27 protein-coding genes and 2 pseudogenes are annotated in these 22361 nt (G+C 71.1%); 19 read left to right on the top strand and 10 right to left on the bottom strand.

Annotated elements, in window-relative coordinates; all coding sequences use genetic code 11:
• The first annotated feature begins 67 nt into the window (after positions 1–67).
• Both JNO44_RS02395 and JNO44_RS02390 read left to right on the top strand, forming a co-directional pair.
• Entirely contained in the window at positions 68–760 is a 693-nt protein-coding gene (locus tag JNO44_RS02395) for a haloacid dehalogenase type II (RefSeq protein ID WP_205360899.1), read from the top strand.
• 49 nt (positions 761–809) lie between these two features.
• Complete coding sequence (locus tag JNO44_RS02390; protein ID WP_240167379.1) at positions 810–1631, top strand: hypothetical protein; 822 nt, start codon at positions 810–812, stop codon at positions 1629–1631.
• An 11-nt stretch (positions 1632–1642) separates the two neighbouring features.
• On the opposite strand, the gene JNO44_RS02385 is transcribed toward JNO44_RS02390, so the two are convergent.
• Complete coding sequence (locus tag JNO44_RS02385) at positions 1643–2500, bottom strand: META domain-containing protein (protein ID WP_205360892.1); 858 nt, start codon at positions 2498–2500, stop codon at positions 1643–1645.
• A 248-nt stretch (positions 2501–2748) separates the two neighbouring features.
• On the opposite strand from JNO44_RS02385, the gene JNO44_RS02380 reads away from it, so the two are divergent.
• A complete protein-coding gene (locus JNO44_RS02380) occupies positions 2749–3096 on the top strand; it encodes a hypothetical protein (protein WP_205360891.1) in 348 nt (115 codons plus the stop codon).
• 113 nt (positions 3097–3209) lie between these two features.
• Here the strand turns inward: JNO44_RS02380 and JNO44_RS02375 are convergent, their stop codons facing one another.
• Positions 3210–3611, bottom strand: coding sequence for a MerR family transcriptional regulator (locus tag JNO44_RS02375; RefSeq protein WP_205360890.1), 402 nt, complete (start codon positions 3609–3611; stop codon positions 3210–3212).
• A gap of 46 nt (positions 3612–3657) precedes the next feature.
• Between JNO44_RS02375 and JNO44_RS02370 the strand changes: the two genes are divergently transcribed.
• The 5 genes from JNO44_RS02370 (at position 3658) to JNO44_RS42970 (ending at position 7072) form a co-directional block, all read left to right on the top strand.
• Complete coding sequence (locus JNO44_RS02370) at positions 3658–4605, top strand: MBL fold metallo-hydrolase (protein WP_205360889.1); 948 nt, start codon at positions 3658–3660, stop codon at positions 4603–4605.
• Between the two features lie 126 nt (positions 4606–4731).
• Positions 4732–5526 carry a HipA family kinase gene (locus JNO44_RS02365; protein ID WP_205360888.1) on the top strand — a complete coding sequence of 265 codons (795 nt, stop codon included), beginning with the start codon at positions 4732–4734 and terminating at the stop codon, positions 5524–5526.
• Positions 5527–5753: 227 nt separating this feature from the next.
• Entirely contained in the window at positions 5754–5984 is a 231-nt protein-coding gene (locus JNO44_RS02360) for a hypothetical protein (protein ID WP_205360887.1), read from the top strand.
• A 104-nt stretch (positions 5985–6088) separates the two neighbouring features.
• Positions 6089–6628 carry a DUF488 domain-containing protein gene (locus tag JNO44_RS02355; protein ID WP_205360886.1) on the top strand — a complete coding sequence of 180 codons (540 nt, stop codon included), beginning with the start codon at positions 6089–6091 and terminating at the stop codon, positions 6626–6628.
• Between the two features lie 3 nt (positions 6629–6631).
• On the top strand, positions 6632–7072 hold the full coding sequence (locus JNO44_RS42970; protein WP_240167378.1) for a chaplin: 441 nt from the start codon (positions 6632–6634) through the stop codon (positions 7070–7072).
• Between the two features lie 123 nt (positions 7073–7195).
• On the opposite strand, the gene JNO44_RS02345 is transcribed toward JNO44_RS42970, so the two are convergent.
• A complete protein-coding gene (locus JNO44_RS02345; RefSeq protein WP_205360885.1) occupies positions 7196–7666 on the bottom strand; it encodes a MarR family winged helix-turn-helix transcriptional regulator in 471 nt (156 codons plus the stop codon).
• A 131-nt stretch (positions 7667–7797) separates the two neighbouring features.
• Here JNO44_RS02345 and JNO44_RS02340 point away from each other — a divergent pair, with 131 nt between their 5' ends.
• The 5 genes and pseudogenes from JNO44_RS02340 to JNO44_RS02320 all read left to right on the top strand — a co-directional run.
• On the top strand, positions 7798–8580 hold the full coding sequence (locus tag JNO44_RS02340) for a CoA transferase subunit A (RefSeq protein ID WP_205360884.1): 783 nt from the start codon (positions 7798–7800) through the stop codon (positions 8578–8580).
• Complete coding sequence (locus JNO44_RS02335; protein ID WP_205360883.1) at positions 8580–9260, top strand: CoA transferase subunit B; 681 nt, start codon at positions 8580–8582, stop codon at positions 9258–9260. The genes JNO44_RS02340 and JNO44_RS02335 overlap by 1 nt, the downstream gene beginning before the upstream one ends.
• 106 nt (positions 9261–9366) lie before the next feature.
• Positions 9367–10152, top strand: a complete 786-nt coding sequence (pcaH, locus tag JNO44_RS02330; protein WP_205360882.1) for a protocatechuate 3,4-dioxygenase subunit beta — start codon at positions 9367–9369, stop codon at positions 10150–10152.
• Positions 10153–10200: 48 nt separating this feature from the next.
• Complete coding sequence (gene pcaB, locus JNO44_RS02325; protein ID WP_205360881.1) at positions 10201–11625, top strand: 3-carboxy-cis,cis-muconate cycloisomerase; 1425 nt, start codon at positions 10201–10203, stop codon at positions 11623–11625.
• 85 nt (positions 11626–11710) lie between these two features.
• Positions 11711–11995 (top strand): annotated as a pseudogene (locus tag JNO44_RS02320) (LysE family translocator); the annotation flags it as partial.
• A 30-nt stretch (positions 11996–12025) separates the two neighbouring features.
• Here JNO44_RS02320 and JNO44_RS02315 read toward each other — a convergent pair.
• Genes JNO44_RS02315 through JNO44_RS02300 form a run of 4 tightly spaced genes read right to left on the bottom strand, consistent with a single transcriptional unit; the run spans position 12026 to position 15843 of the window.
• Positions 12026–12481, bottom strand: a complete 456-nt coding sequence (locus tag JNO44_RS02315) for a MaoC family dehydratase (protein ID WP_205360880.1) — start codon at positions 12479–12481, stop codon at positions 12026–12028.
• A gap of 31 nt (positions 12482–12512) precedes the next feature.
• Positions 12513–14018 carry an acyl-CoA synthetase gene (locus JNO44_RS02310; RefSeq protein WP_205360879.1) on the bottom strand — a complete coding sequence of 502 codons (1506 nt, stop codon included), beginning with the start codon at positions 14016–14018 and terminating at the stop codon, positions 12513–12515.
• A gap of 11 nt (positions 14019–14029) precedes the next feature.
• Positions 14030–14917: an amidohydrolase family protein gene (locus JNO44_RS02305; RefSeq protein ID WP_205360878.1), complete on the bottom strand. Its 888-nt coding sequence runs from the start codon at positions 14915–14917 to the stop codon at positions 14030–14032.
• Positions 14914–15843, bottom strand: a complete 930-nt coding sequence (locus JNO44_RS02300) for an SDR family NAD(P)-dependent oxidoreductase (RefSeq protein WP_240167377.1) — start codon at positions 15841–15843, stop codon at positions 14914–14916. The genes JNO44_RS02305 and JNO44_RS02300 overlap by 4 nt, the downstream gene beginning before the upstream one ends.
• 259 nt (positions 15844–16102) lie before the next feature.
• On the opposite strand from JNO44_RS02300, the gene JNO44_RS02295 reads away from it, so the two are divergent.
• Positions 16103–16543, top strand: a complete 441-nt coding sequence (locus JNO44_RS02295) for a MarR family winged helix-turn-helix transcriptional regulator (RefSeq protein ID WP_205360875.1) — start codon at positions 16103–16105, stop codon at positions 16541–16543.
• 82 nt (positions 16544–16625) lie between these two features.
• Positions 16626–18038, top strand: coding sequence for an alpha/beta hydrolase family protein (locus tag JNO44_RS02290; RefSeq protein WP_205360873.1), 1413 nt, complete (start codon positions 16626–16628; stop codon positions 18036–18038).
• Positions 18039–18045: 7 nt separating this feature from the next.
• Here JNO44_RS02290 and JNO44_RS02285 read toward each other — a convergent pair whose 3' ends face one another.
• On the bottom strand, positions 18046–18396 hold the full coding sequence (locus tag JNO44_RS02285; RefSeq protein ID WP_143179587.1) for a hypothetical protein: 351 nt from the start codon (positions 18394–18396) through the stop codon (positions 18046–18048).
• Positions 18383–18646, bottom strand: coding sequence for a hypothetical protein (locus JNO44_RS02280; RefSeq protein ID WP_039639264.1), 264 nt, complete (start codon positions 18644–18646; stop codon positions 18383–18385). The genes JNO44_RS02285 and JNO44_RS02280 overlap by 14 nt, the downstream gene beginning before the upstream one ends.
• Positions 18647–18809: 163 nt before the next feature.
• On the opposite strand from JNO44_RS02280, the gene JNO44_RS02275 reads away from it, so the two are divergent.
• The 4 genes and pseudogenes from JNO44_RS02275 (at position 18810) to JNO44_RS42955 (ending at position 21315) form a co-directional block, all read left to right on the top strand.
• The gene (locus JNO44_RS02275) at positions 18810–20024 is read left to right on the top strand and encodes a cytochrome P450 (RefSeq protein WP_205360870.1); all 1215 of its coding nucleotides are present in this window, start codon (positions 18810–18812) and stop codon (positions 20022–20024) included.
• A complete protein-coding gene (locus tag JNO44_RS02270) occupies positions 20018–20665 on the top strand; it encodes a TetR/AcrR family transcriptional regulator (protein WP_205360868.1) in 648 nt (215 codons plus the stop codon). Before JNO44_RS02275 ends, JNO44_RS02270 begins: the two co-directional genes overlap by 7 nt.
• Before the next feature lie 219 nt (positions 20666–20884).
• Positions 20885–21016 (top strand): annotated as a pseudogene (locus JNO44_RS42960) (hypothetical protein); the annotation flags it as partial.
• 80 nt (positions 21017–21096) lie between these two features.
• On the top strand, positions 21097–21315 hold the full coding sequence (locus JNO44_RS42955; RefSeq protein ID WP_240168046.1) for a hypothetical protein: 219 nt from the start codon (positions 21097–21099) through the stop codon (positions 21313–21315).
• 82 nt (positions 21316–21397) lie between these two features.
• On the opposite strand, the gene JNO44_RS02260 is transcribed toward JNO44_RS42955, so the two are convergent.
• Positions 21398–22222: a lipase family protein gene (locus JNO44_RS02260; RefSeq protein WP_205360866.1), complete on the bottom strand. Its 825-nt coding sequence runs from the start codon at positions 22220–22222 to the stop codon at positions 21398–21400.
• Between the last annotated feature and the right edge of the window lie 139 nt (positions 22223–22361).

The following is a 22361-nucleotide window of genomic DNA, read 5'->3' as shown; positions in this document are numbered from 1 at the left end:
GTTACGGTCCCCGATGGCAAGATCGTCACCTGCTGAGCCGGTGACGTCAGTACGGATGGGAGAGCGCATGACCGAGATCCGCGACGTCGAGGTGGTCGTCTTCGACGTCCTCGGAACACTGGTCGACGAACCCAGCGGGCTGCGAGCGGCCATTCGCGAGGCGGTCCCCGCGAGCGACGACGCGTCCGTCGACGAACTGCTCGCCCTGTGGCAACAGCATGTGGAGCTCGAACAGCAACGCATCGCGCAAGGACACCGCGCATACGCCAACACCGAGATCATCGATGGAGAGGCAGCGCAACGGGTGGCCGACCATGCCGGCCTCACCGATGCGGCGGCCGTCGCTCGGTTGGCGACAGCGGGTCAGCGCCTGCCCCCCTGGAGCGACTCCGTTGCCGGAGTCGAGCGGCTCGCCCGGCGGTTCCCCGTGCTCGGCCTCTCCAACGCCAGCCGCACCGCCCTGCTGCACCTCAATGCGCATGCCGGGCTGCGCTGGCACCAAGCCTTGTCCAGCGAAGCCGTCCTGGCCTACAAACCGGCGCACGAGGTCTACCGGCTCGCCGTCGACGCCGCGGGATGCCCACCGGAAAACGTGCTCATGGTGGCCGCCCACGCCTGGGACCTTCGCGGAGCCCAGGCACTGGGCATGCGAACCGCCCACGTCCGGCGACCGGTCGGCGATCCGCCGAAGCACTCCGACACCTTCGACGGGCAGTTCAACGGACTGGACGAACTCGTCACCGCACTGACGGCGAGGTAGCCGGGCAGGTCCGCATCACCGCGTCCGCATGACGACGAGGCCGGATCCTATGCTGGTGGTCGTGCAGGTGCTGGGGATGAGCGGCGAGGACGAGATGGTCGCCTCCTTCTTGAGCGGCGAGCTGACCAGCCGTCGGTTCGGCCCGAACCTACGATCCCACCTGGCGGCAGGCGGGCAGGCCGAACGGTTGCTGACGCATCCGGATCTGTCCGACGCCGGGGCGAACTTCGCCCGTCGCGCTCTGCTCGCCGCGACGCGCGGGTACGGCGAGAACCGCGACCTGTTCGAGAACTTCCCCGGCCGCGTCACGTGGATTAGGGCACTCCTGTCCGCCGACGAGGCGTCCGGCGTCCGCTACCTCGACTATTCCTACTGGGTCGAACTGTCCGGTGGCAGCCGCCGGCCGGCCGACGCGGCCGCACGCATCAAGGCAGGGCGACGGGCGTTCGACGTCCCCAACGAACCGTTCGTCGACGCAGCCCACGTGCTCAACCGTGGCGAGCGGTTTCCTCCGCTCATCTTCGTCGGCGAGAGGCAGGACGCCCTGGTCTGCCTGGAGGGCAACCTGCGCCTGACCGCCTACGCCCTCGCCGGCTTCCCGACCGAGGTCGAGTGCCTGATCGGGACCGCACCGGCCATGGGCCGCTGGGCCTGCTGGCAGCCGATGTGGTCATCGTGGGCGCGGCCGTGGCCGGCATCTTCGTCGTCCGTGCACCCACCGCGGTGCGGCAGAGGCGGATGGGCGGAGTGGGAGAACCTGGAGGAAGCGCCGGGTCACCGCGCTGACCCGGGCGCCCGCACGATGTCCAGTCCCACGACCCGTTGGGATACGGCGAATTGCCGGCGAGGCCGATGTGCCGGGGGCTCCTGAGGGGAGTCCGGTCAGCGGCTTCCGTCGCGTTTGAACAATGTCTCGACTATGCCGTGGGAGTCCGTGGTGTGGGGACGGACGGTCAGCCTGGTCCCTGCGTCGAACACTCCGTAGGTGTAGGGAGGAGGCGTTTCGAGCCAGCGTTCGTCGTGCTCCGCCTGACCCGGCGCGCACTTTCGGTGGGTCAGGCGCATGGAAGAGATGGTGACCACGTCGCCGGTGAAGTGGGCTCGGGCGGTGAAGTCGTCGCAGACGAGCTTGCCGGTCATCGTCCCGTTCTCGTGGAAGATCCAGGAGACCGTTTTGTCATCTGGGTCGGAGCCCTGTCCTCCATCGTCGAGTTGCACGTACCAGAACTTCCACCGTGTGCCGAAGAATCCCCGTGCCGGCCGGGTCACGCTGAGGGTTATGTGGTCGCCACGGTCGTTCTTGAGATCGATGGTGCCGTTTTGACCTTCCTCCTGTGCTTTCTGTTCGGATATGGCCAGGTGTCCTGTGAAGATTTCCTTGAGCTGCCGCTCGAAGGACGTCAGGCTCTGCGGGCATCCCTCGACGGCCGCCGTCGGGGTGTCCTCTTCGAGCGTGAGCTCGGTGGCTCGCACGTTTGCCGTCATACGGAAGGGCGTGCAGCCGTAGGTTCCCGCCACGGTGCCGTCGCGGTGGAACTCGACCCAGTTTCTGAGGTACGTCGTCTCTTCGGTGGGAGGTGGCGATTCGAATTTCCGGCCGTCGATCTCGCCGCCGTCGAAGTTCAGGACGGCGCCCACCAGCAAGTCGCCGGGGCCTCCCAGGCGTTGCTTCGTGACGTCGGGGCCCTCACGCCCGACGTCGCAGGCAGTGATCGTCAGCAGCGTGGCCAGCACGGTCACGGTGAGGGCGAGAACTCGGCGGAATGAGCGCATGATCGAAAGACGTCCGATCGAACGGTTCGGTTGCACACGCGTCGAACGTCGCCGAAGAATCCCGGTCGCCGGTCGCCCACGTTTGGGGTGCGGCGTATTCACAGGTTCGGGTCTTCGTGTTCCCTCGCTCTGTGCGCCCCGTGTTGGCGACTTCGTGCCCTGCCGCTGGTCGTCTGCCCATGGCAGGCTCGCGTGTTCTGACCTGAGGAGGGCGTATGGCGTTCGCGTGTCCGCGCTGCAAGGAGTCGAGCCAGGTCCTGCATCTGCCGGAGTTCGTCCGGTCGTTGCCGGCGGAGTCGGAGTTGCGGGAGAAGTACGGGGAGCCGGCCGAGTACGGCATGCAGTGGCTATTCCCCTCGGCGGCCGGCGTGTTGGGCGTGGGGGCGCTGGTGACGGGCGGTTTGGCTGCGGGGCTCCTGTTGCTGGCTGGTGGTGTGGGTGTGGGGTTCTGGTTGTCGCACCGGGCGCGGGCGTCGGCGGATGCACGGGCGGTGTGGTCGCGTTCGTTGTACTGCAGGCGGTGCCCGGCCTTGTTCCTGCCGGAGGAGGCGTTGGCGGCCTGAGTCGCCCACTGCGAGGCGGGACAGGACGACGGCTCGCTTGGTGCCTTGGTATCGGTAGTCCCTGGGCGGGATGTCATAGGCAGTGCGAAGGGCGATGACCACGCGCTGTTCGGTCAGCCGGGCATCGGGTCACCCTTCTTGGTGAAGTCCGAGCATTCCGGGCATTCGGCAATGATGGGGTGGCTGCAGGCGGCAAGGTGCGCAAGGAACTGATCGGTGGCCTGCAGCAGGGCGATTCGATCGCGCGTCTCAGCACGGCGAGCGGCGATGAGGGCCAGGCGTTCCTCATGGGCGCTGGAGCCGAGTTGCCGTATCTGATCGAGGGACAACCCGGCGCGTTGCAGAATCTGGATCAGTCGGGCGTGGTTCAGGGCGTGCTCGTCGTAGCTGCGATGGCCCGACCGGCTGCGTGGCGGCGCGAGCAGTCCGACCGATTCCCAATGTCGGAGCACATGCGCCTCGATACCGAGGGCGGCTGCGGCGTCACCGATCTTCATCGCCTGGGCTGTGGCCATGATGCGTCCTTGACTTCACGTCGACATGAGGTTTTACCGTTCCATCATGTCTGATCCAGTACGCACCCCCAGCCTGTTCGAATGCTGCGCCACGGCAGTCGGGTCGGTGCGCGGCATGTTGCGACCACGGCGTTCCGACGAGCGGTTCCTGCGTTCCCTCGACAATGCGGGACTGCCCACCGCTCAGCGCACCGTCACGGTGACCTCGTTGGTGCAGGTGCCACGGCCGGTACCGACAGTGGCTGTCGCGGAGGGACGCTTCTCGCCGCTCCGCATCGCCAACTCGCTGACCTCATTCGTGATCCAACACCCCGAGGTGACCTTCATCGTCGATCCGGGCTTCTGCACCGACGCCGATCGGCGCGCCATCGCGCAGCTGCCGAGAGTCCTGCGGATGGCCGTTCGCCCGCCGGCCGACACCATCCCGACGATCACCGCGCTGCAGCGCGAGCCCCATCTGCCCGCCCCGCAATTCGCGCTGCCGACACACGCGCACTGGGATCACGTGTGCGGGTTGCTCGACCTGCCGGGTCTGCCGGTGTACCTGCACGGCGTCGAGCACGACTGGATCTCGCACGGCACGGTCGCTCCTGTCGGCGGCGTGCGCGATTCCCTGAAGGATCGCGCCCTCGTCGAATACGATCTCGACGGCCCGCCGATCCTCACCTTCACCCGCAGTCATGACCTGTTCGACGACGGCAGCGTTGTCCTGGTCGACCTCGCCGGCCACACCCCAGGCAGTGTCGGCATCCTCGCCCATACCCCGCGCGGCTGGATCCTGTTGGCGGGCGATGCTGCCTGGCATTCGCTGCAGATCGAGGAGATGCGCCAAAAGGCCAGCTACCCCGGCAATTTCGCTGACTTCGACCGCGATCTCACCTTCAAGACCCTGCACCGCCTGCACCTGGCGCGCCACTTCGCCACAGTCGTCCCCACCCACGACCACGACGCGGCGCTCCAGCTCGCGTCGCATGCGGAGCCGGTCGAGCCGTAGCGGTAGCGGCAGCGGTAGCCGTGAGGGACGGAGACCGCCCGCACAAAAATAAATCGCGCTGTATATTTGCAATGCATTTCACTTTTGTGTGGCGGGCACCAGTGAGCGGGGCAGAGGCAGGAACGTATGGAGAACGCCTTGGACGGTCTGCGCACGGTGACGGCCGTGCGGTATGTGACCCCGCTGCGGAGCGGCGGCTCCGTCCCCGGTGTCGTCGAGGCCGACGACTTGGGGATGTACGTGGTCAAGTTCACCGGCTCGGCGCAGGGGCGCAAGGCGCTCGTCGCCGAGATCATCGTGGGGGAACTGGCGCGTCACCTCGGGCTGCGGGTGCCGGAGTTGGTGCTGGTGAACTTCGATCCATCGGTTGCCGCCGAGGAACCGCACCAGGAGGTGCAGGACCTGCTGCACGCCAGTGCGGGACTCAACCTCGGTATGGACTATCTGCCGGGAGCCGCCGACTTCACGCCGGACGCGCCTGGTGTCGACCCGGTGGAGGCCGCCAGGATCCTCTGGCTGGACGCGTTCACCGTGAATGTGGACCGTACGGTGCACAGCTCGAATCTCATGACATGGCCGACTTCCGGCCATCAACAGCCCCGTCTGTGGCTCATCGACCACGGCGCGTCGCTGGTGTTCCACCACAGGTGGGAGAGCGCGGCGGACGCGGTCGGCAAGGCGTATGACTTCCGGTCGCACGCACTCGGTTCGCCCGGCCTCGACATGGCGGCGGCGGACGCCGAGCTGGCGCACCGGGTGACCCCGCAGCTGCTGCGCCGGGTCGTCGCCGCCGTGCCGGACGCATGGCTGACCGATGAGCCGGGGTTCGGTACCCCGGACGACGTCCGCAACGCCTACGTGACCCACCTCGCCACCCGCGCCCGGGTGTCCGCCCGGTGGCTGCCCGGGGGCATGTCGTAAGTGAAGACGAGGGCGAGACGGAGGGCGAGAGCGGAGGGGGCGGGGCGGGAGAAGCGGTCGGCGCGGCAGATGCAGCAGGCGCGGCAGCGTGTCTTCGGGCGGCAGTGAAAAATGGATCACGCTGCAAAAATGCACTCCATTACACTTTTCTGCGGGCGTGGTCGCGGCGTGACGAAGAGTCAGGCGGGCGGCGCGAAGAGGCGGACCGGCAGACAGGGAGAGGCGATATGAGCGGTGTGGGCGGGCGCGAGGCGGCGGTGCGGCGCGTGAACGAGGCCCTGCAGGCGTACACGCTGTCCGGCGAGGGCTGGCGGCGCGGTCCTGGCGAGACTTTGCAGTGCGTCCTTGCCGATCTGCTGCACTGGTGCGACGACACCCAGCGCGACTTCGACGCCGCCCTGCGGCGGGCCCGTGCCCAGCACGCCGCGGCGGGCGGCGAAGCCACCGGCGACGCCTGACCGCCGGGCCGGGCGCGGGTCCGCCGCGGCGCGAACGGCGCATGAGAACCTCAGCGTGCCGCCTGATGGCTCGGAGTGCCGCCTGATGACAAGGAGTTCGCCCGGTGAGCGGTGAGGAACGACCGGAACGTCATGGCCAGGTCGTCGGTGAGGTCGCCCGCAGGGTCTGGACGGAATCGATGTACGTCGCCGCGCGGCCGTGGCCCGGTATCCGGGTGCTGGTCGATCGAAGTCTGCCCCTGGCGCGCCTGTCCGGGATCACCCGCCCGGATGCCTGGCTGGCGGCCGTCGCCCCGTCGGCCGCGCTGTGGCGGTGGTACGGCGTACAGGAGGCCAGGTACCCGGCGTTCGCCCGCCGCTACGAGCACGAGCTGCGGGAGCCGGTGCGCGCCGCGGGGCTCCGACGCCTGCACGGGTTGGCGTGCGGCGGGCCGCTGATCCTCCAGACCGCCGTCACGCCGATGCACCTCAGCCACGCCAGGGTGCTGGCACGGCACTTACGGGTCGGCACGTCGGGTGGCCTGCGGGAGGAGGGCGGCGAGGCTGCGTGCCGGCTGGGCGAGGTGTGCCCAGACTGCGGTCGTCATGCCGAGACCTCCGGCGCCACCACGTGCGCGTACTGCCACGCCTCGATGGTGGGTTGACGGGTGGGGACGGACGATCCGGCGGTTGTGCAGGACGCGGCCGGTGTGGTCGAAACGACGCGAAAGAGGGAATTGTTGGCTGCTGCCCTAATGGCGGCGGTCTGTATGCCGAAGGGAAGGTCAGTGAGCGGCAGTGGGTCGCTTGGTTTGATCGAAAGGTTCGGAATGTCACGGATCACTCGGATTACCGCCATGGCTGCGCTCGCGGCCGGAACCGCACTGGGCGGGAGTTCGGCTGCGTTCGCCGACGCCCACGCGGGCGGCGCCGCCGTCCGTTCGCCCGGCGTCATTTCGGGCAACCTCATCCAGATCCCGGTGCACGTTCCCATCAACTTGTGCGGCAACACCATCAACTTCGTGGCGGTGTTGAACCCGGCCTTCGGCAACATCTGCGTCAACGCCGAGAAGCACCACCGTCATCACCACAAGGGCGGCAAGCGCTGAGGCGATCTCGTTTGGCCATGTGAGCCGCGGTGTCCAGACGGTGGGCCCGCCCCGTCCCTTCCGGTCGCTCCGGTCGGGGACGGGGCGGGCCCCGTCGTTGGTGGTCCGGACCGTTCCGGTGGCTCACGGTGCCGGCTCGTCCGGCGGCCGGGCGGCGGGGTCGCGCAGTTCCTCGGCCGCGTCGGAGACCCGTTGCAGCAATTCCAGGAACGTGGAGCGCTCTTGGGGGCTCAAGGGCGCCAGGAAGATCTGGTTCATCCGGGCGGTGCGTCCGGAGAGCCTGCGGTGCAGCGCGGTGCCCTCTCCGGTGAGGCGGAGCACGGCGCGCCGGCCGTCCCTGGCGTCGCGGATCTTGTCGAGCAGCCCTCGGGCGGCCAGGCGGCGGACCACCTCGGCGATGGTGGAGCGGTCCAGGCCGACCCGCTCGCCCACCGTCCGCTGGTCGAGGCCGTCCTCGCCGACCAGTGTGTTCAGCACGGCGAACTGCGGGGACGTGACGTCCTCCGACACGATCGTGGTCCACAGCAGCGTGTGCGCCTGCTGCAGCCGCCGGGCCAGATGGCCGGGGTGGGTGCTCAGGTCGAGCGCGGGCACGATGAGTTCCTGTTCCTCTCGCCGATGCTCATAGCACTGAGGGTCTTGCTCGCGGCAACTCATCATGCCACGCTGCTGAACTGCCAGAGATAGTCAGTGTACTGATTATGTGGAGCGGGGAGGGGTGGCGGATGGACAAAGTGGTGGCCTCGGCCGCCGAGGCGGTGGCCGATGTGCGCGACGGGGCATCGTTGGCCGTCGGCGGCTTCGGGCTCAGCGGCGTGCCCGAGGTGCTCCTCGGCGCCGTGCACGAGACGGGGGTCGGCGGCCTCGGCGTCGTCTCGAACAACTGCGGTGCGATGGAGCGCGGGTTGGCGGTGCTGCTCGCCGCGGGGCGGATCGCCCGCGTCACCGGCTCGTACATCGGCGCCAACCGGGAATTCGCCCGCCGCTACCTGGCCGGCGAGTTGGAGGTCGAACTGATCCCACAGGGCACGCTCGCCGAGCGGTTGCGCGCCGGCGGCGCCGGCATCCCCGCCTTCTACACCCCCGCCGGCGTCGGCACCCAGGTCGCCGACGGGGGGCTGCCCTGGCGGTACGACGGTGCGGGCGGGGTCGCGGTGGCCTCGCCGCCCAAGGAGGTGCGGGAGTTCGACGGGCGTCGCTACGTGCTGGAGCGGGGGATCCGCACCGACTTCGCACTCGTCCGGGCCGCCAAGGGCGACCGGCACGGCAACCTGGTCTTCGCCAAGTCGGCCCGGAACTTCAACCCCCTCGCGGCGATGGCCGGACGGATCACCCTCGCCGAGGTGGAGCAGCTGGTCGAGCCCGGCGAGATCGATCCGGACCAGGTCCATCTGCCGGGCATCTTCGTCCAGCGGGTGGTGGCGCTCACCCCGGAACAGGCCGCCGACAAGCAGGTCGAACGGCGCACCGTCGCCGCACCGGAAACCGCGGGGAGGGGGAGGCGCTGATGCCGTGGACCCGTGAGGAGATGGCCGCGCGGGCGGCCCGGGAGCTGACGGACGGTCAGTACGTCAACCTCGGCATCGGGCTGCCCACCCTCATCCCCAACTACCTGCCCGACGGGGTGGAGGTGGTCCTGGAGTCGGAGAACGGGGTCCTGGGGACCGGGCCGTACCCCACCGAGGAGCAGCTCGACCCCGACCTCATCAACGCCGGCAAGGAGACGGTCACGGTCCTGCCCGGCGCCGCCTACTTCGACTCCGCGCTCTCTTTCGGCATGATCCGCGGCGGCCACATCGACGTCGCGGTGCTCGGTGCCATGCAGGTGTCCCGGCACGGAGACCTCGCCAACTGGGCCGTCCCCGGCAAGATGATCACCGGTATCGGCGGTGCCATGGATCTCGTGCACGGCGCCCGCACCGTCCTCGTCGCGATGACCCACACGGCCAAGGACGGTTCGGCGAAACTCGTCGCGGAGTGCTCGCTCCCGCTAACCGGACGGGCCTGCGTCGACCGGATCATCACCGATCTCGGTGTGTTCGACATCGGCCGGGACGGCTTCGTCCTCATCGAACGGGCGCCCGGTGTCACGGTCGAGGAGATCGCGGCGAAGACGGCCGCGCCGCTCCGGACTCCGCGTCGGGCGGTGGACGGGAGCCCACCGGCCCCGCCGCCGCCCCGGGCGTGACCGTCCACCGACGACGCCCGACCGGAGTGTCGAGACGGCGGAACCCGGCCGCCGGCCAGCCCAGCATCAAGCCAACGAGCCACGGAATCAAGGGAGTTCAGTACCCATGGCAGCACCCGCGGCAGCTACGCAAGGCGAGATCGACCGCGAGATCGCGCGTGAGCAGGCGGCGTACGAGAAGGCCGTCGCCGAGGGCGTCCCGCGCACGCCGCATCCGGCCCGGAACTACCCGCCGTACCGGTCCAGCGCGCTGCGCCACCCCCGGCAGCCGCTGGTCGAGGTGGCGGTGCGACAGGATCCCGAGGCCGTCGAACTGGCCTCACCCGCCTTCGGCCGGACCGACGTCACCGAGCTCGACTGCGACCTGACCCGCCAGCACCGGGGCGCACCGCTCGGCGAACGGATCACCGTCAGCGGCCGGCTGCTGGACCGGTCCGGTCGCCCCGTACGCGGCCAGCTGATCGAGATCTGGCAGGCCAACGCGGCCGGGCGCTACGCCCACCAGCGCGATCAGCACCCGGCGCCGCTCGACCCGAACTTCACCGGCGTCGGCCGGGCGCTCACCGGCGACGACGGCGGCTACGCCTTCACCACCATCAAGCCGGGCGCGTACCCCTGGCGGAACCACACCGGAGCCTGGCGGCCCGCCCACATCCACTTCTCGCTCTTCGGGACCGCGTTCACCCAGCGGCTCATCACGCAGATGTACTTCCCCGGCGACCCCCTCTTCCGCCACGACCCCATCCTGCAGTCCGTCACCGACGACGCTGCACGGCAACGGCTCGTCGCCCGCTACGCACACGACCTGTCGGCACCGGAATGGTCCCTCGGCTACCACTGGGACATCGTCCTCGACGGCCCCACCGCCACCTGGATCGGGGAGGGCCGCTGACGTGACGACCCTCTGTGCGCCACCCGCGCCGGTCCTCCTGGAGCGCGTATGAGCGACGACCGTGACGCACGTGAGGAGCGGGCCGGCCGGCAGGACCCGGACGGTGGGGGCGGTCGCGCAGAGCAGGCCGGCGCGGACGACGTCGGCCTGCTCGACCCGGTGCGGGTGGGCTCGACGGCCGAGGCGACCACCGGCGACACCGCGTTCCTCCAGGCGATGCTGGACGCCGAGGCGGCGGTCACCCGGGCCCAGGCGACCCTCGGCCTGGCGCCCGACGCGGCGGCCCGCGCGGTCACCGAGGCCGCCAGCGCCGACCGGTTCGACGCCCGCGAGCTCGCGCTGCGCGGGCGCGCCGGCGGCAACCCGGTCATCCCCCTGGTCGCCGCACTGACCGCGGCGGTGCCCGCCACCCATGCGCCGTACGTGCACCGCGGCGCCACCAGCCAGGACATCCTCGACACCGCGTCGATGCTGGTCGCCGACCGCACGATGCGGCCGATCACGGCCGATCTGGAACGCACCGCCGGGACGCTGGCCCGCCTCGCCGCCCGGCATCGCGCCACCCCCATGCCCGGCCGCACCCTCACCCAGCACGCCGTCCCGACGACCTTCGGGCTCAAGGCCGCGGGCTGGCGCGGCCTGGTGCTGGACGCCCGGGACCGCCTCACCGCGGTGCGGCGTTCCCTGCCGGCCCAACTGGGCGGCGCCGCCGGCACCTTGGCGGCCTTCCACGCCTACGCCGAAGCCGAGGGCGCGGCACCGCCGGACGAGACGGTGCGCCTGCTCGGTGCCTACGCCCGCGAAGTCGCCCTGGCCGAGCCCGTGTTGCCCTGGCACGCCCTGCGCACCCCCGTCGCCGATCTGGCCGGCGCCCTCGCCTTCGCCGTCGGGGCACTCGGCAAGCTCGCCGCCGATGTGCTGGTCCTCTCCCGCACCGAGATCGGCGAGGTGAGCGAGGGCGTCGGCGGCGGATCGTCGGCCATGCCGCACAAGGCGAACCCGGTCCGGGCCACCCTCCTGGCCGCCGCGGCGCGGCGGGCGCCCGCGCTGGCGGCGGTGCTCCACGGCGCCGTCGCCGCGGAGGACGAGCGGCCCGCCGGCGCCTGGCACGCCGAGTGGGAGACCCTGCGGGACCTGCTGCGCCTGGCCGGAGGAGCGGCCCGGGACGCCGCGGAACTCGCCGCGGGCCTGCACGTGCACCCCGACCGGATGCGCATGAACCTGGACCTGACCGGCGGGCTGGTGGTGTCGGAGCGGCTGACCGCCGTCCTCGCCGCCCGGCTGGGCCGGGCCCGCGCCCGCCGCCTGCTGACCGAGGCCGCGGACACCGTCCGTCGTGGTGGCGGAACCCTGGCCGGGGCGCTCTCGGGCGAACCGGCCCTGGCGGGACTGGACCTGGCCTCCCTCACCGACCCCGGCCACTACACCGGCGCGGCGGCGGCCCTCACCGACCGCGCGCTCACCCGAGCGTGAGCCGCCCCGTGCACCAAGGCACTGACGGGCGCAAGGTGCCCGTGCTTACATGGGCGCCATGGTGTCTGCCGACCGGTTGCTGGCCTTCGCGGTCGGGGTGGCCAACCCCAAGACCAGCGTGTTCTTCGCCGCGGTGCTGCCGCAGTTCGTCGACCGCGGCCAGGGGCACGTCGCCGGGCAGATGCTGCTGCTCGGCCTGGTCTTCAACGTCATCGCGGTGGCCTCCGACAGCGTGTGGGCACTGGTCGCGGCCACCGCGCGGACGTGGTTCGCCCGGTCGCCCCGGAGGCTCTCGCTGGTCGGCGGGGCCGGCGGGCTCACGATGATCGGCCTGGGCGTGACGGTGGCCGTCACGGGCCGCAAGGACTGAGCGGCCCCGCCCGCCCCGCCGCGGCGGGCGTCAGGCGTAGAAGCGGGACAGGCTCTGCAGGACGCAGGCCGGCTTCGTCCCACCCTCGATCTCGACGGTGCCGTCGACGGTGACCTGGACGCCGCCGGGCACGTCGTCGACGGCGGTCAGTCGCGCGGCGAGCCGCAGCCGGGAGCCCACCGGGACGGGGGTGGGGAACCGTACCTTGTTCAGCCCGTAGTTGACCTTGGTGGCGACGCCGTGGACGTCGAGGAGCCCGGTGAACAGCGGGATGAAGAGGGCGAGCGTCAGATGGCCGTGCGCGATCGGCGTCCCGAACGGGCCGTCCTCGGCCCGCTCGGGGTCCACATGGATCCACTGGTGGTCGTCGGTGGCGTCGGCGAAGCCGTTGATCCGGTCCTGGGTGACGGTGATCCAGTCGCTGGTGCCCAGAGCGCTGCCGGCGAGCCGCTTGAGGGCGTCGAGTCCGTTGACGGTGACGGTCATGGAGGTCTCCTGAAAGCGGGTGGTGGGGTGGTCAGGCGTTGCCGTGCTCGGCGCGGAGCCGGTGTTTGAGGAGCTTTCCGGCGCTGGTGCGGGGCAGCTCGGCCACCAGCACGAGGGACCTCGGGATCTTGTACTTGGCGAGCCGTCCGCGGAGCGAGGCGAGCAGGTCGTCCGGGCGGGGCGTGGTGCCGGGGCGCGGGACGACGAGTGCCCGGGGTGCTTCGCCCCAAGTCGCGTCGGGCACGCCGATGACGGCGCACTCGGCGATGTCGGGGTGGGCGAGCAGGGCGTCCTCCACCTCGGCGGGGTACACGTTCTCGCCACCCGAGATGATCACGTCCTTGATCCGGTCGACGATGGTGAGGTAGCCGTCGGCGTCGATCCGGGCGGCGTCGCCGCTGCGGAACCAGCCGTCGGTGAAGGCGGCGGCGGTCTCCTCCGGTCGTCCCCAGTAGCCCGGCATGACGTGCGGGCCGCGGACCACGACCTCGCCGGTCTCCCCGACGTCCACCGGGCTCAGGTCGGGCCGGATGACGCGTACGTCGGTGAAGAAGTGCGGCACTCCGGCGGAGCCGGCCTTGGCCACCGCGTGTTCGGCGTCCAGGAAGAGGGTGCCGGGGGCCGCCTCGGTCATGCCGTAGCCCTGCAGGAAAGTCAGGCCGCGCGCCTGATAGGCGGCGATGAGGGGGGTGGGGACGGGCGACCCGCCGCAGTTGAGGAGGCGGAGGCTGGACAGGTCGGCCGTCGCCCAGCGCGGGTGCCGGGCGATCCGGTCGAACATCGTCGGCACCCCGAACATGGCGGTGACCTGGTGCCGTTCGACCAGGTCGAGGGTGCCGCCCGGGTCGAAGGACTCGACCAGTACGCAGCGGCCGCCCTTGAGGAGGACCGGCAGGGCGAGCATGTTCAGCGCCGCGGTGTGGAACAGCGGCGCGGTCACCAGGGCTGTCTCGTCGGCCAGCAGATCGAGGTCGACCAGGACGTTGACGGCGTTCCAGGTGAGGTTGCCGTGGGTGAGCATCGCGCCCTTGGGACGGCCGGTCGTCCCGGAGGTGTACATGATGAGGGCGAGGTCGTCGTGGGTGACGGGTTCGTCGATCGGGGTGGCGGGGGCGGCGGCGAGCAGGTCCTCGTACGAGGGGCCGGCGGCCGGCAGGACCGTCCGCAGGTCGGTCGCGGCGCGGACCGCATCCGCGAGCGGGGCGCAGCCGGGGGAGTGGAGCAGGGCGGCGGCGCCGGAATCCCGTATCTGGTGGGCGAGTTCGGGGGCGGTCAGGCGGGTGTTGAGCGGGACGAAGGCCGTGCCGAGCAGGCCGGCGGCGAAGAGGGCTTCCAGGAAGGAGGGGTGGTTGGGGCCGAGGTAGGCGACGCGGTCGCCGCGGCGGAGACCGGCGGCCCGCAGGGCGTGGGCGAGGCGGGTGGTGCGCTGGTGGAGCTCGCCGTGGGTGACGGTGGTGGAGCCGTGGAGCAGTGCGGTGCGGTGCGGGGTCTTGCGGGCCCGGCGGGCGGGCCAGGACCCCAGTCCGTCGTTGCGCATCACGTTCCCCTTCAGGAGCCGGAGCCGGTGAGCCCCAGCAGCCGGGCGGCATTGGTCTTGAGGATCTTCGGGCGGACCGCGTCCTTGATCGGGAGGTCGGCGAAGTCGGCGAGCCAACGGTCCGGCGTCAGCACCGGGAAGTCGGAGCCGAAGAGCACCTTGTCCTGGAGCAACGAGTTGGCGTACCGGACCAGTTGGGGCGGGAAGTACTTCGGCGACCATCCGGACAGGTCGATGTGGACGCCCGGTTTGTGGGTGGCCACGGCCAGCGCCTCGTCCTGCCACGGGAACGACGGATGGGCCAGGATGACCTTCAGATGCGGGAAGTCGACGGCGACGTCGTCGACGTGCAGCGGGTTGGAGTACTTCAGCCGGATGCCACCGCCACCCGGGACGCCGGCCCCGATGCCGGTCTGGCCGGTGTGGAACAGCGCGATGGTGCCGGTCTCCTCGATCACCTCGTACAGGCCGTAGGCGAGCCGGTCGTTGGGGAAGAACCCCTGGATGCTGGGGTGGAACTTGAAGCCCCGCACGCCGTACTCCTCGACCAGGCGGCGGGCCTGCCGCACTCCGGCGCGGCCCCGGAAGGGGTCGATGGACGCGAACGGGATCAGCACGTCGGGGTGGGCGGCGGCGGCCTCGGCGACCTCCTCGTTCGGCACCGGGGCGGTGCCGGTGGCGTGTTCGGCGTCCACCGTGAAGATCACCGCGGCCATGCTGCGCTCCCGGTAGTAGGCCGCCGTCTCCTGGAGCGTCGGTTTCCGGGCGCCCCGGACCTTGAAGTAGGCGCTGGAGGCGTCGTGCAGTTCGGCCGGCAGCGATGCCTGCCCGCGGGCGGAGACCTCGCAGTGGGTGTGCACGTCGATCGCGGTGAGCGAGGCCAGGTCGATGCCGGTCATCGGGCCTCCGGGAGCCCGGGGGCGGGGATGCCGACGGTCTGCGGGGTGCGGCCGACCGAGGTGGGCCAGGCGGCGGCGATCGTCTCCGGGGTCCAACCGCCGTCGGCGTACGCGGTCGCGATCTCCTGCGGGTGCGACCACAGGGCGAGCTTGTCCCCGCCGATGCCGAGGCACTGTCCGGTGATCCCGCGGGCCGCGTCGGAGGCGAGGAAGGGCACGAGGGCGGCGCAGTCCTCGGGGGTGCCGAACCCCTCGCCCTTGCGCAGCGCGTCCGGCAGCGGCTCGCCCCGCCGCGTCGCCTCGACGTACGGGGCGAACGCGGGGATGGTCTCGGTCATGGCGGTGGCGGCGACCGGCACGACGGCGTTGACGGTGATGCCCGATCTGGCCAGTTCCATCGACCAGGTGCGGGCCATGGCCGCGATACCGGCCTTGGCCGCCGCGTAGTTGGTCTGCCCGACGTTGCCGCGCTGGCCCGCGGGCGAGCCGACCAGCACCAGGCTGCCGCCCTCGCCCTGCGCGCGCATGCGGACGGCGGCGGCCCGGGCGCAGGTGAAGGTGCCCCGCAGATGCGTGGTGACGACGGAGTCGAAGTCGTCGTCGGTCATCTTCCACAGCATCCGGTCGCGCAGGATGCCGGCGTTGGTGACCAGTACGTCCAGCCGGCCGAAGGTGTCCACGGCGCGGGCGACCAGTCGGTCGGCGGCCTCGGCGGTCCCGACCGCCACGGTCTCGGCGACCGCCTTCCCGCCCGCCTCGGCGAGGGTGGCAACCGCCCGTCGGGCGACGGCGGCGTCGAGGTCGTTGACGACGACGGCGGCGCCCGCCGCGGCGAGCGCGGTGGCGTAGGCGAGGCCGAGCCCGCGGCCGGAGCCGGTGACCACGGCGACCTTGCCGGTGAGATCGACGGATGAGGGGTGCGACACGGTAAGTCCCTTCGCTGGGCGGGGAGTTGAGCAATCCGGCGGCGGCATCGGAGAGCCGGGCTCGATCCGCGCCGAACCGCCATGTGGAAGCTAAGACCAATAATTGTTGACGTCAATGGTTGTCGGCGACATCAGTTTTCGCCATGCTGGACACACGCACCGCGCACCGGTCCCCGGGGCCTCGAACAGGGAGCACGCCATCACCAGCCAGCGACCGCACGCCCGCAAGCCGGAACCCGTCGACGCCGACCAACCCTGGATGCGGGGCCTGCACTCCGACACCGGCTATCTCCTCTACCGGCTCGGCCTGCGCTCCGGGCAGCTGTTCAACGCCGCGCTCCAGGAGTCCGGAGTGCGGCTGCGCCACTACGCACTGCTGCGCTACCTCGCCACCGTCGAAGGCGCCCCGCAACGCGAGTTGAGCACCCGCCTCGGCTACGACCCCAGCGCCATCGTCGGCCTCGTCGACGACCTGGCGGCCCTCGGACTCGTCGAGCGCCGCCCCGCACCCGGCGACCGGCGCAGTCGCATCGTGGTCCTCACCGACGACGGCCGGGCGTTCCTGCGCGACACCGACCTGATGAGCCGTCGGGTCACCGACGAACTGCTCCAACCGCTGTCCGAGGACCAACGGCGCACCCTGCACGCGCTCCTGTTGCGCACGTCGGTCCCCGACCCGGATTGGCCCGACCCGGCCTGATCCGGCCTGATCTGACGCACGCGGGCCGCAACGCCGCGGCCACCGTCCCTCCCGCAGTTCCGACCGAGGAGGAAGTCCGCCCGTGAAGCACCGCACCCCCAGCCCGCGCGGCGTCGCCGTCCTGGCCGCCGCCCTGCTCGCCACCGGCACCCTCGGCGCCACCACTCCGGCGCACGCGGCCGGGCAGCCCGTCCACCTCGAAGGCACGCTGGCCTCCGGCGCCGGCTACGTGCTCGACGTACCGGCTCACTGGCGCGGCACCCTGCTGCTCTTCAGCCACGGATACCGTCCGTCGGGAACCGCCAATCCGGCCCAGGACGCTCCCGACGACTCCACCAGGAAGTTGCTCCTCGCCGAGGGCTACGCGCTCGCCGGTTCCTCCTACGCCACCACCGGCTGGGCCGTCGAACAGGCCGTGCCCGACCAGCTCGCCACCCTCGACACCTTCGCCACGAAGGTCGGCAGGGCCCGCCGCACCCTCGCCTGGGGCCAGTCCTACGGCGGCCTGGTGACCACCGCCCTCGCCGAACGCCACCCCGACCGCATCGACGGGTCACTGTCCACCTGCGGCCTGGTCCAAGGCGGCGTCGCCGACTGGAACTCCACCCTCGACCCGGTCTTCGCCCTGAAGACGCTGCTCGCCCCCGGCGCGGACATCCCGCTGACCGGCCTGCGCGACCCGGCCCGTGCCCGCGCCGCGGCACGGGCCCTGACCCGCGCCGTCACCCGGGCCCAGGGCAGCGCCACCGGTCGCGCCCGGACCGCCCTGGCCGCCGCCCTGCACAATATCCCCGGCTGGAACGACCCGGCCCAGCCGCGCCCCCGTCCCACCGACTACCCGGCCCAACAGGCCAACCAGTACCAGGCGCTGACCGGCCTGATAGCCATGCCCGCGTTCGTCTGGCGCCAGGAGGCCGAACGCCGAGCCGGCGGCAACATGTCGTGGAACACCGGCGTGAACTACACCGCCATGCTCCGCCACTCCGCCGACCAGCAGGAGGTCAAGGCCCTCTACAAGACCGCCGGACTGTCCCTCGCCCACGATCTCGCCACGCTGGAGCGGGCCCCCAGGCTCGGCGCCGACCCCGCGGCCGTCGCCTACATGGCCGAGAACATCGCCTTCACCGGCAGGCTCCGCACACCCCAACTCGACATCCACACCACCGGTGACGCCCTGATCCCCGTCCAGTCCGAAAGCGCCTACCGGCGCGCGGCGGCCACCGCCGGCACCACCGGCCTCCTGCGCCACGCCTACGTGGACAACGCCGGCCACTGCACCTTCACCCCCGCCGAGCGGGTCGCCGCGCTGCACACCGTCGACCGGCGGATCACCACCGGCCACTGGGGTGACACCGGAGCCGCCGCCCTCAACGCCGAGGCCCGCCGCATCGACCCCGGCTCCCCGGCTCGCTACCGCCCCTTCATGCCGGGTCCCTATCCCCGTCCCTATGACTTCGCCCACCCCACGAACGCCCCACGCCCGCGGCGCAACTGACGTCTCCTCACTCGACGTGCCCGCAGGCGGAGCAGACGAACTGGCTCTCCTGCGTCGGATTCCCGTCCTCGTCGGTCTCCACCGTCCGGTACATGGTGCCGCCGCACTTGCCGCAGCCTCGGGTCTGAATGAGCTGGCCCATGGTCAGATCCTCCATCGGGGAGCGCGTGCGGCACCCGCCGCGCAGCGCCATCGCGTAGTCGAGCAGGACGAACGCCTCTTGCCGGCCCCGCTCACGAATGGTGATGTCGTCCGCGGTCTCACCCGTCGCCGCGACGCGACCACATCGATAACAGCAGTGCCGGTTACTCTGCGGCCCCGGCTCCAGCATCGGCAAGCCGCAGTCAGGACAGTCCACTGTCGGCCTCCTTGACGAATCCGCACCGCGCGCAGACGGCGATCGGGCGCCCGTCCCGATCGCGCTGGCCCCACATGGTGTTCCGGCACTGCGGGCAGCCGCTGGTGTGGATGCCGCGCGGCCCGAGCGGCGGCGGCTCGGGCGTGGACTCCACATAGGCGATGATCAGCGCCCGGTCCCGTTCGCTGTTCCCTGCCATACGTAGCAGGTTCGCCAGCCGCGACCGCGCTTCGTCGGCGAAGATCCCCATGGCGCGGAGGGTATCGGGCGCGCGCCCCCGAAACGACGACCTCCCCCGGAGTGCACTCGAACAGTTGAGATGACCAAGCCGCCCCAGATGTAAGTCAGTTGCTTGACTTACGACTGGGCCCGGCGTTGACTGCTCCCCGACCCCAGAACGAAGGGAGACGGTGGTGAGCCACGACAACGGCGGCTCCGCACGGGCCTATCCGCTGACCGCACCGGGTGCGTTGGAGGCGCCCGCGGAGTGGGCGGAGCTGCGCGCCGCCTGCCCGGTGGCTCCGGTCATCCTGCCGAGCGGCGACCGGGCCGCGCTGCTCACCCGCTACGCCGACGTCAAGCAGGTGCTGTCCGATCCCCGCTGCACCCGCCGGCTGGACGCGGAGGGCGCGGCCCGCATCTCCGCCGATGAGTCCGGCGGGGTGTTCAACAGCTCGATGGCCGAGTCCCTCAACGGCGCCGGCCAGCAACGGTGGCGGCGGATGCTGACGAAGTGGTTCACCGCCAAGCGGATGGCGGCCCTGCGCCCGGCGATCGAGGCGATGGCGGAGCGACTGGTCGACGAGATGGTGGCGCACGGGCACCCGGCCGACCTCAAGGCGAGCATCGGCTTCCCGCTGCCGGTATGGGTCATCTGCGATCTGCTCGGTGTCCCCGAAACCGACCGGGACCGGTTCTCCCGCTGGTCCGACATGCTGCTCAACCTCGACCGCTACGGCCAGCACGAGATCGACGCCGCCCAGCGGGACTTCCACGCCTACATGGCCGGGCATCTGGAGGCCAGGCGCGCCGAGCCGGGCGAGGACCTGCTCAGCTCGCTGCTCACCACGACCGACGCCGACGGCGGGCGGCTGACCGACGACCAACTCGCCGCCACCGGCCAGGCACTGCTGATCGCCGGCCACGAGACCACGGCCAACACGATCGGCAAGATGCTGGCGATGCTGCTCGCCGACCGCCGCCGGTGGGAGCGCCTGGTCGCCGACCGTTCGTTGGTGCGCACCGCGGTGGAGGAGGTGCTGCGGTTCGACGCCAACTCCGGCTTCGGCATGCCCCGTTACGTCACGGAGGACATCGAGGTCGCCGGGACCGTGCTGGCCCGCGGCACGACACTGGTGTGCAGCATGGCCGCGGCCAACCGCGACGAGGAGGCGTTCGCCGGCGCCGCGGGGATGAGCCTGGACCGCAGCCCCAACGCCCACCTCGCCTTCGGCGCCGGCCCGCACTCCTGCCTGGGCCAGGCACTCGCCCGCACCGAACTCCAGGTCGTGCTCGACGTGCTGCTGCGCCGCCTGCCCGGCCTCGAACTGGCCGTGGCCCCGGACGCGTTGCGCCGTATCGAGGGGCTGGTCGTCGGCGGCCTGCGCGAGGTGCCGGTCCGGTGGTGAAGGGGTCCGCCAAGGCCGCCCGTTCCGCGGAGACCCGGGAGGCCATCCTCACCGCGGCGGAGCGCCTGTTCGCCGAGCACGGCGTGTTCGTCGTCTCCAACCGGCAGATCAGCGAGGCAGCCGGGCAGGGCAACAACGCCGCGGTCGGCTACCACTTCGGCACCAAGACCGACCTGATCCGGGCCATCGTCCGCCGGCACGCCGAGCCGATCGACGCGCTGCGGGTGCGCATGCTGGCCAGGGCCGGCGCCTCGCGCGAGGTGCGGGACTGGGTGGCCTGCCTGGTCCGGCCGGGCGCCCAGCACCTGAGCTGCCTGGGCGCCCCGACCTGGTACGCGCGGTTCGCCGCCCAGCTGATGACCGACCCCGTCCTGCGCGAGCTGATGATCGACGAGGCGTTCGGCCCGTCCCTCGTGAGCAGCCTCGACGGCCTCAACCGGTGCCTGCCCGATCTGCCGCCCGCCGTCCGACTCGAACGCGGCGACATGGCACGGCAGTTGATGGTGCACACGCTCGCCGAGCGGGAACGCGCACTCGCCGACGGCACTCCCACCGTCCACGCCGACTGGGACGCCTACGCGGACGGGCTCGTCGACGCGATCACCGGCCTCTGGCACGCTCCCGCGACGACCGCGACCTGACCGCACCCGCGCACCCGCATCCGGCCCGGCGCGCCGCAACCGTTCGCCCGGAGTCGCCGGACGAGCCGCCGCTGGGGCTCGGCTCGTACAAGGACAGCTCAGGCAAGACCATCAAACAGGCCGCCCGTTTCCGGATCTACGGCTACAACAAGGCGGGCGAGGCTGTCCGCGAACTGAAGCTCGGCCAGGACGACGTCACCGGGATCGATCCGGTGGTCGGTGCGCCTGGCCAACAAGAAGGCCGCCTGGTATCAGTGCCACTTCCCGCTCGACATCCCGGAGGCCACCGACCCGGACAAGCTGAAGCCGGACATGCGACGGCGGCGGAACGCCAACGTCACGGGTGCGGACCGCAAGGAGCTCGTCGTCGACTCCGGCCGGCAGACCATCGAGGCCCCCAGAAGCAGCCCTTCACCCTCGCAGGCGAGATCATGGGCAGACAGGTCACGCTCGGCCAGGCGTACGCCGCATCCGACGGTCGACTGCCCCTCGTCTTCTCCTCGATCGAGGACCCCAAGGGCGTGCTCCAGGAAGGCCCGCTGAAGAAGGATCAGACGTACCAGGGCGAGATCGGCGAGAGCGGTCAGACGGTGGAGGTCGTCGTCGGCCGCCAGGGCTGGTGGAACCACACCAGCCTCAACAACACCTGACGGCCTCCGGCGGCCGAGCCGCTGTCCCCGGCCCGGAGCACCACGTCGGTACGGCCCGGGCCGGGCCCCTCTGGTGAACCTCTCAGGAGAGGTTCTGCTCGATGGCGGCGATATAGCGCTTGATCGAGTGGTCCCGGATGCCGTCCGCAGCGGGCGCGAAGGCGTCCGCGGTCAGCCCCTTGGCCCGGTCCGCCAGACTGCCGAACAACCCCATGGAGTCATGCAGCTTGCCGCCCGCGTCGATGTACCTGAGCGCCTCGACATGCGTGAAGACGGGCTCGGGCGGCAGCTGTGGAACGATGTCGTTGTTGTTGACGAACCGGTACATGCGGTTCGTGAAGCCCTTGTTGTAGGCGGCCGCCAGGATGCGGTCGCAGGTGCGGGGCTGCCCGTAGGTGTAGACGCCGTCCGCCTGCAGCCGGGGCTCCTCCAGGTACATCCGCGCACCGGCGAGCATGGCGAGCGCACCGCCGAGACTGTGGCCGGTGAACCACACCGTCTGGTTGTCGGTGCGCAGCTCCGCAAGGGTGTCCTTGACCTCGGGGAAGATCGACTGGAGTGCCTCGGCGAAGCCGTAGTGCACATAGCCCGTGGTGGCCGGGCCCGGCCACGGGGGAGTGCTGGCGTCGGACAGCCAGTCACGGATCTGTGCTGGCTCCGTGCCGCGGAAGGCAGTGATGATCATGTGGTCGCTGGCCGCGGTGTATGCCTGGGTGTCTTCGAGCGGGAACGGCGGGGTGAACCGCGTCTGATGGTGGCGCACCTCGTCGAAGCCCCAGGAGCGGGCCTGGGAATCGATGGTGGCCTCGTCCTTGTAGGCGAGATCGGATGCCTGGGCCAGCCAGTAGGCCAACGGGAGGCTGTACCCGGTCTTCGCGTGGTGATCGATCGCGGACGGTGCGGACATGCGGGCTCCTTTCGTAGTGCGCTGTGCTCGCGCCGTGCGGGCGGATCGCCCCGGTGCGAGGTCGGTCCTTTCGTAGTGGCAGCGGACCGGACGACGGCCGTCGCCGCGCCCGTGATCCCTCGAACGGCGTGACGACGGA

The sequence above is a fragment of the Streptomyces noursei genome (assembly GCF_016917755.1).
GTDB lineage: Bacteria > Actinomycetota > Actinomycetes > Streptomycetales > Streptomycetaceae > Streptomyces > Streptomyces yunnanensis.
Note: the sequence above shows the minus strand (reverse complement) of the source record. Positions and strands in the feature narration are given on the sequence as shown.

Coding starts and splice junctions, on each gene's coding strand:
- JNO44_RS02395 (WP_205360899.1), top strand. CDS start 68: ATGACCGAGATCCGCGACGTCGAGGTGGTCGTCTTCGACGTCCTCGGA.
- JNO44_RS02390 (WP_240167379.1), top strand. CDS start 810: ATGCTGGTGGTCGTGCAGGTGCTGGGGATGAGCGGCGAGGACGAGATG.
- JNO44_RS02380 (WP_205360891.1), top strand. CDS start 2,749: ATGGCGTTCGCGTGTCCGCGCTGCAAGGAGTCGAGCCAGGTCCTGCAT.
- JNO44_RS02375 (WP_205360890.1), bottom strand. CDS start 3,611: ATGGCCACAGCCCAGGCGATGAAGATCGGTGACGCCGCAGCCGCCCTC.
- JNO44_RS02370 (WP_205360889.1), top strand. CDS start 3,658: ATGTCTGATCCAGTACGCACCCCCAGCCTGTTCGAATGCTGCGCCACG.
- JNO44_RS02365 (WP_205360888.1), top strand. CDS start 4,732: ATGGAGAACGCCTTGGACGGTCTGCGCACGGTGACGGCCGTGCGGTAT.
- JNO44_RS02360 (WP_205360887.1), top strand. CDS start 5,754: ATGAGCGGTGTGGGCGGGCGCGAGGCGGCGGTGCGGCGCGTGAACGAG.
- JNO44_RS02340 (WP_205360884.1), top strand. CDS start 7,798: ATGGACAAAGTGGTGGCCTCGGCCGCCGAGGCGGTGGCCGATGTGCGC.
- JNO44_RS02335 (WP_205360883.1), top strand. CDS start 8,580: ATGCCGTGGACCCGTGAGGAGATGGCCGCGCGGGCGGCCCGGGAGCTG.
- pcaH (WP_205360882.1), top strand. CDS start 9,367: ATGGCAGCACCCGCGGCAGCTACGCAAGGCGAGATCGACCGCGAGATC.
- pcaB (WP_205360881.1), top strand. CDS start 10,201: ATGAGCGACGACCGTGACGCACGTGAGGAGCGGGCCGGCCGGCAGGAC.
- JNO44_RS02315 (WP_205360880.1), bottom strand. CDS start 12,481: ATGACCGTCACCGTCAACGGACTCGACGCCCTCAAGCGGCTCGCCGGC.
- JNO44_RS02310 (WP_205360879.1), bottom strand. CDS start 14,018: ATGCGCAACGACGGACTGGGGTCCTGGCCCGCCCGCCGGGCCCGCAAG.
- JNO44_RS02305 (WP_205360878.1), bottom strand. CDS start 14,917: ATGACCGGCATCGACCTGGCCTCGCTCACCGCGATCGACGTGCACACC.
- JNO44_RS02295 (WP_205360875.1), top strand. CDS start 16,103: ATGCGGGGCCTGCACTCCGACACCGGCTATCTCCTCTACCGGCTCGGC.
- JNO44_RS02280 (WP_039639264.1), bottom strand. CDS start 18,646: ATGGGGATCTTCGCCGACGAAGCGCGGTCGCGGCTGGCGAACCTGCTA.
- JNO44_RS42955 (WP_240168046.1), top strand. CDS start 21,097: ATGGGCAGACAGGTCACGCTCGGCCAGGCGTACGCCGCATCCGACGGT.
- JNO44_RS02260 (WP_205360866.1), bottom strand. CDS start 22,222: ATGTCCGCACCGTCCGCGATCGATCACCACGCGAAGACCGGGTACAGC.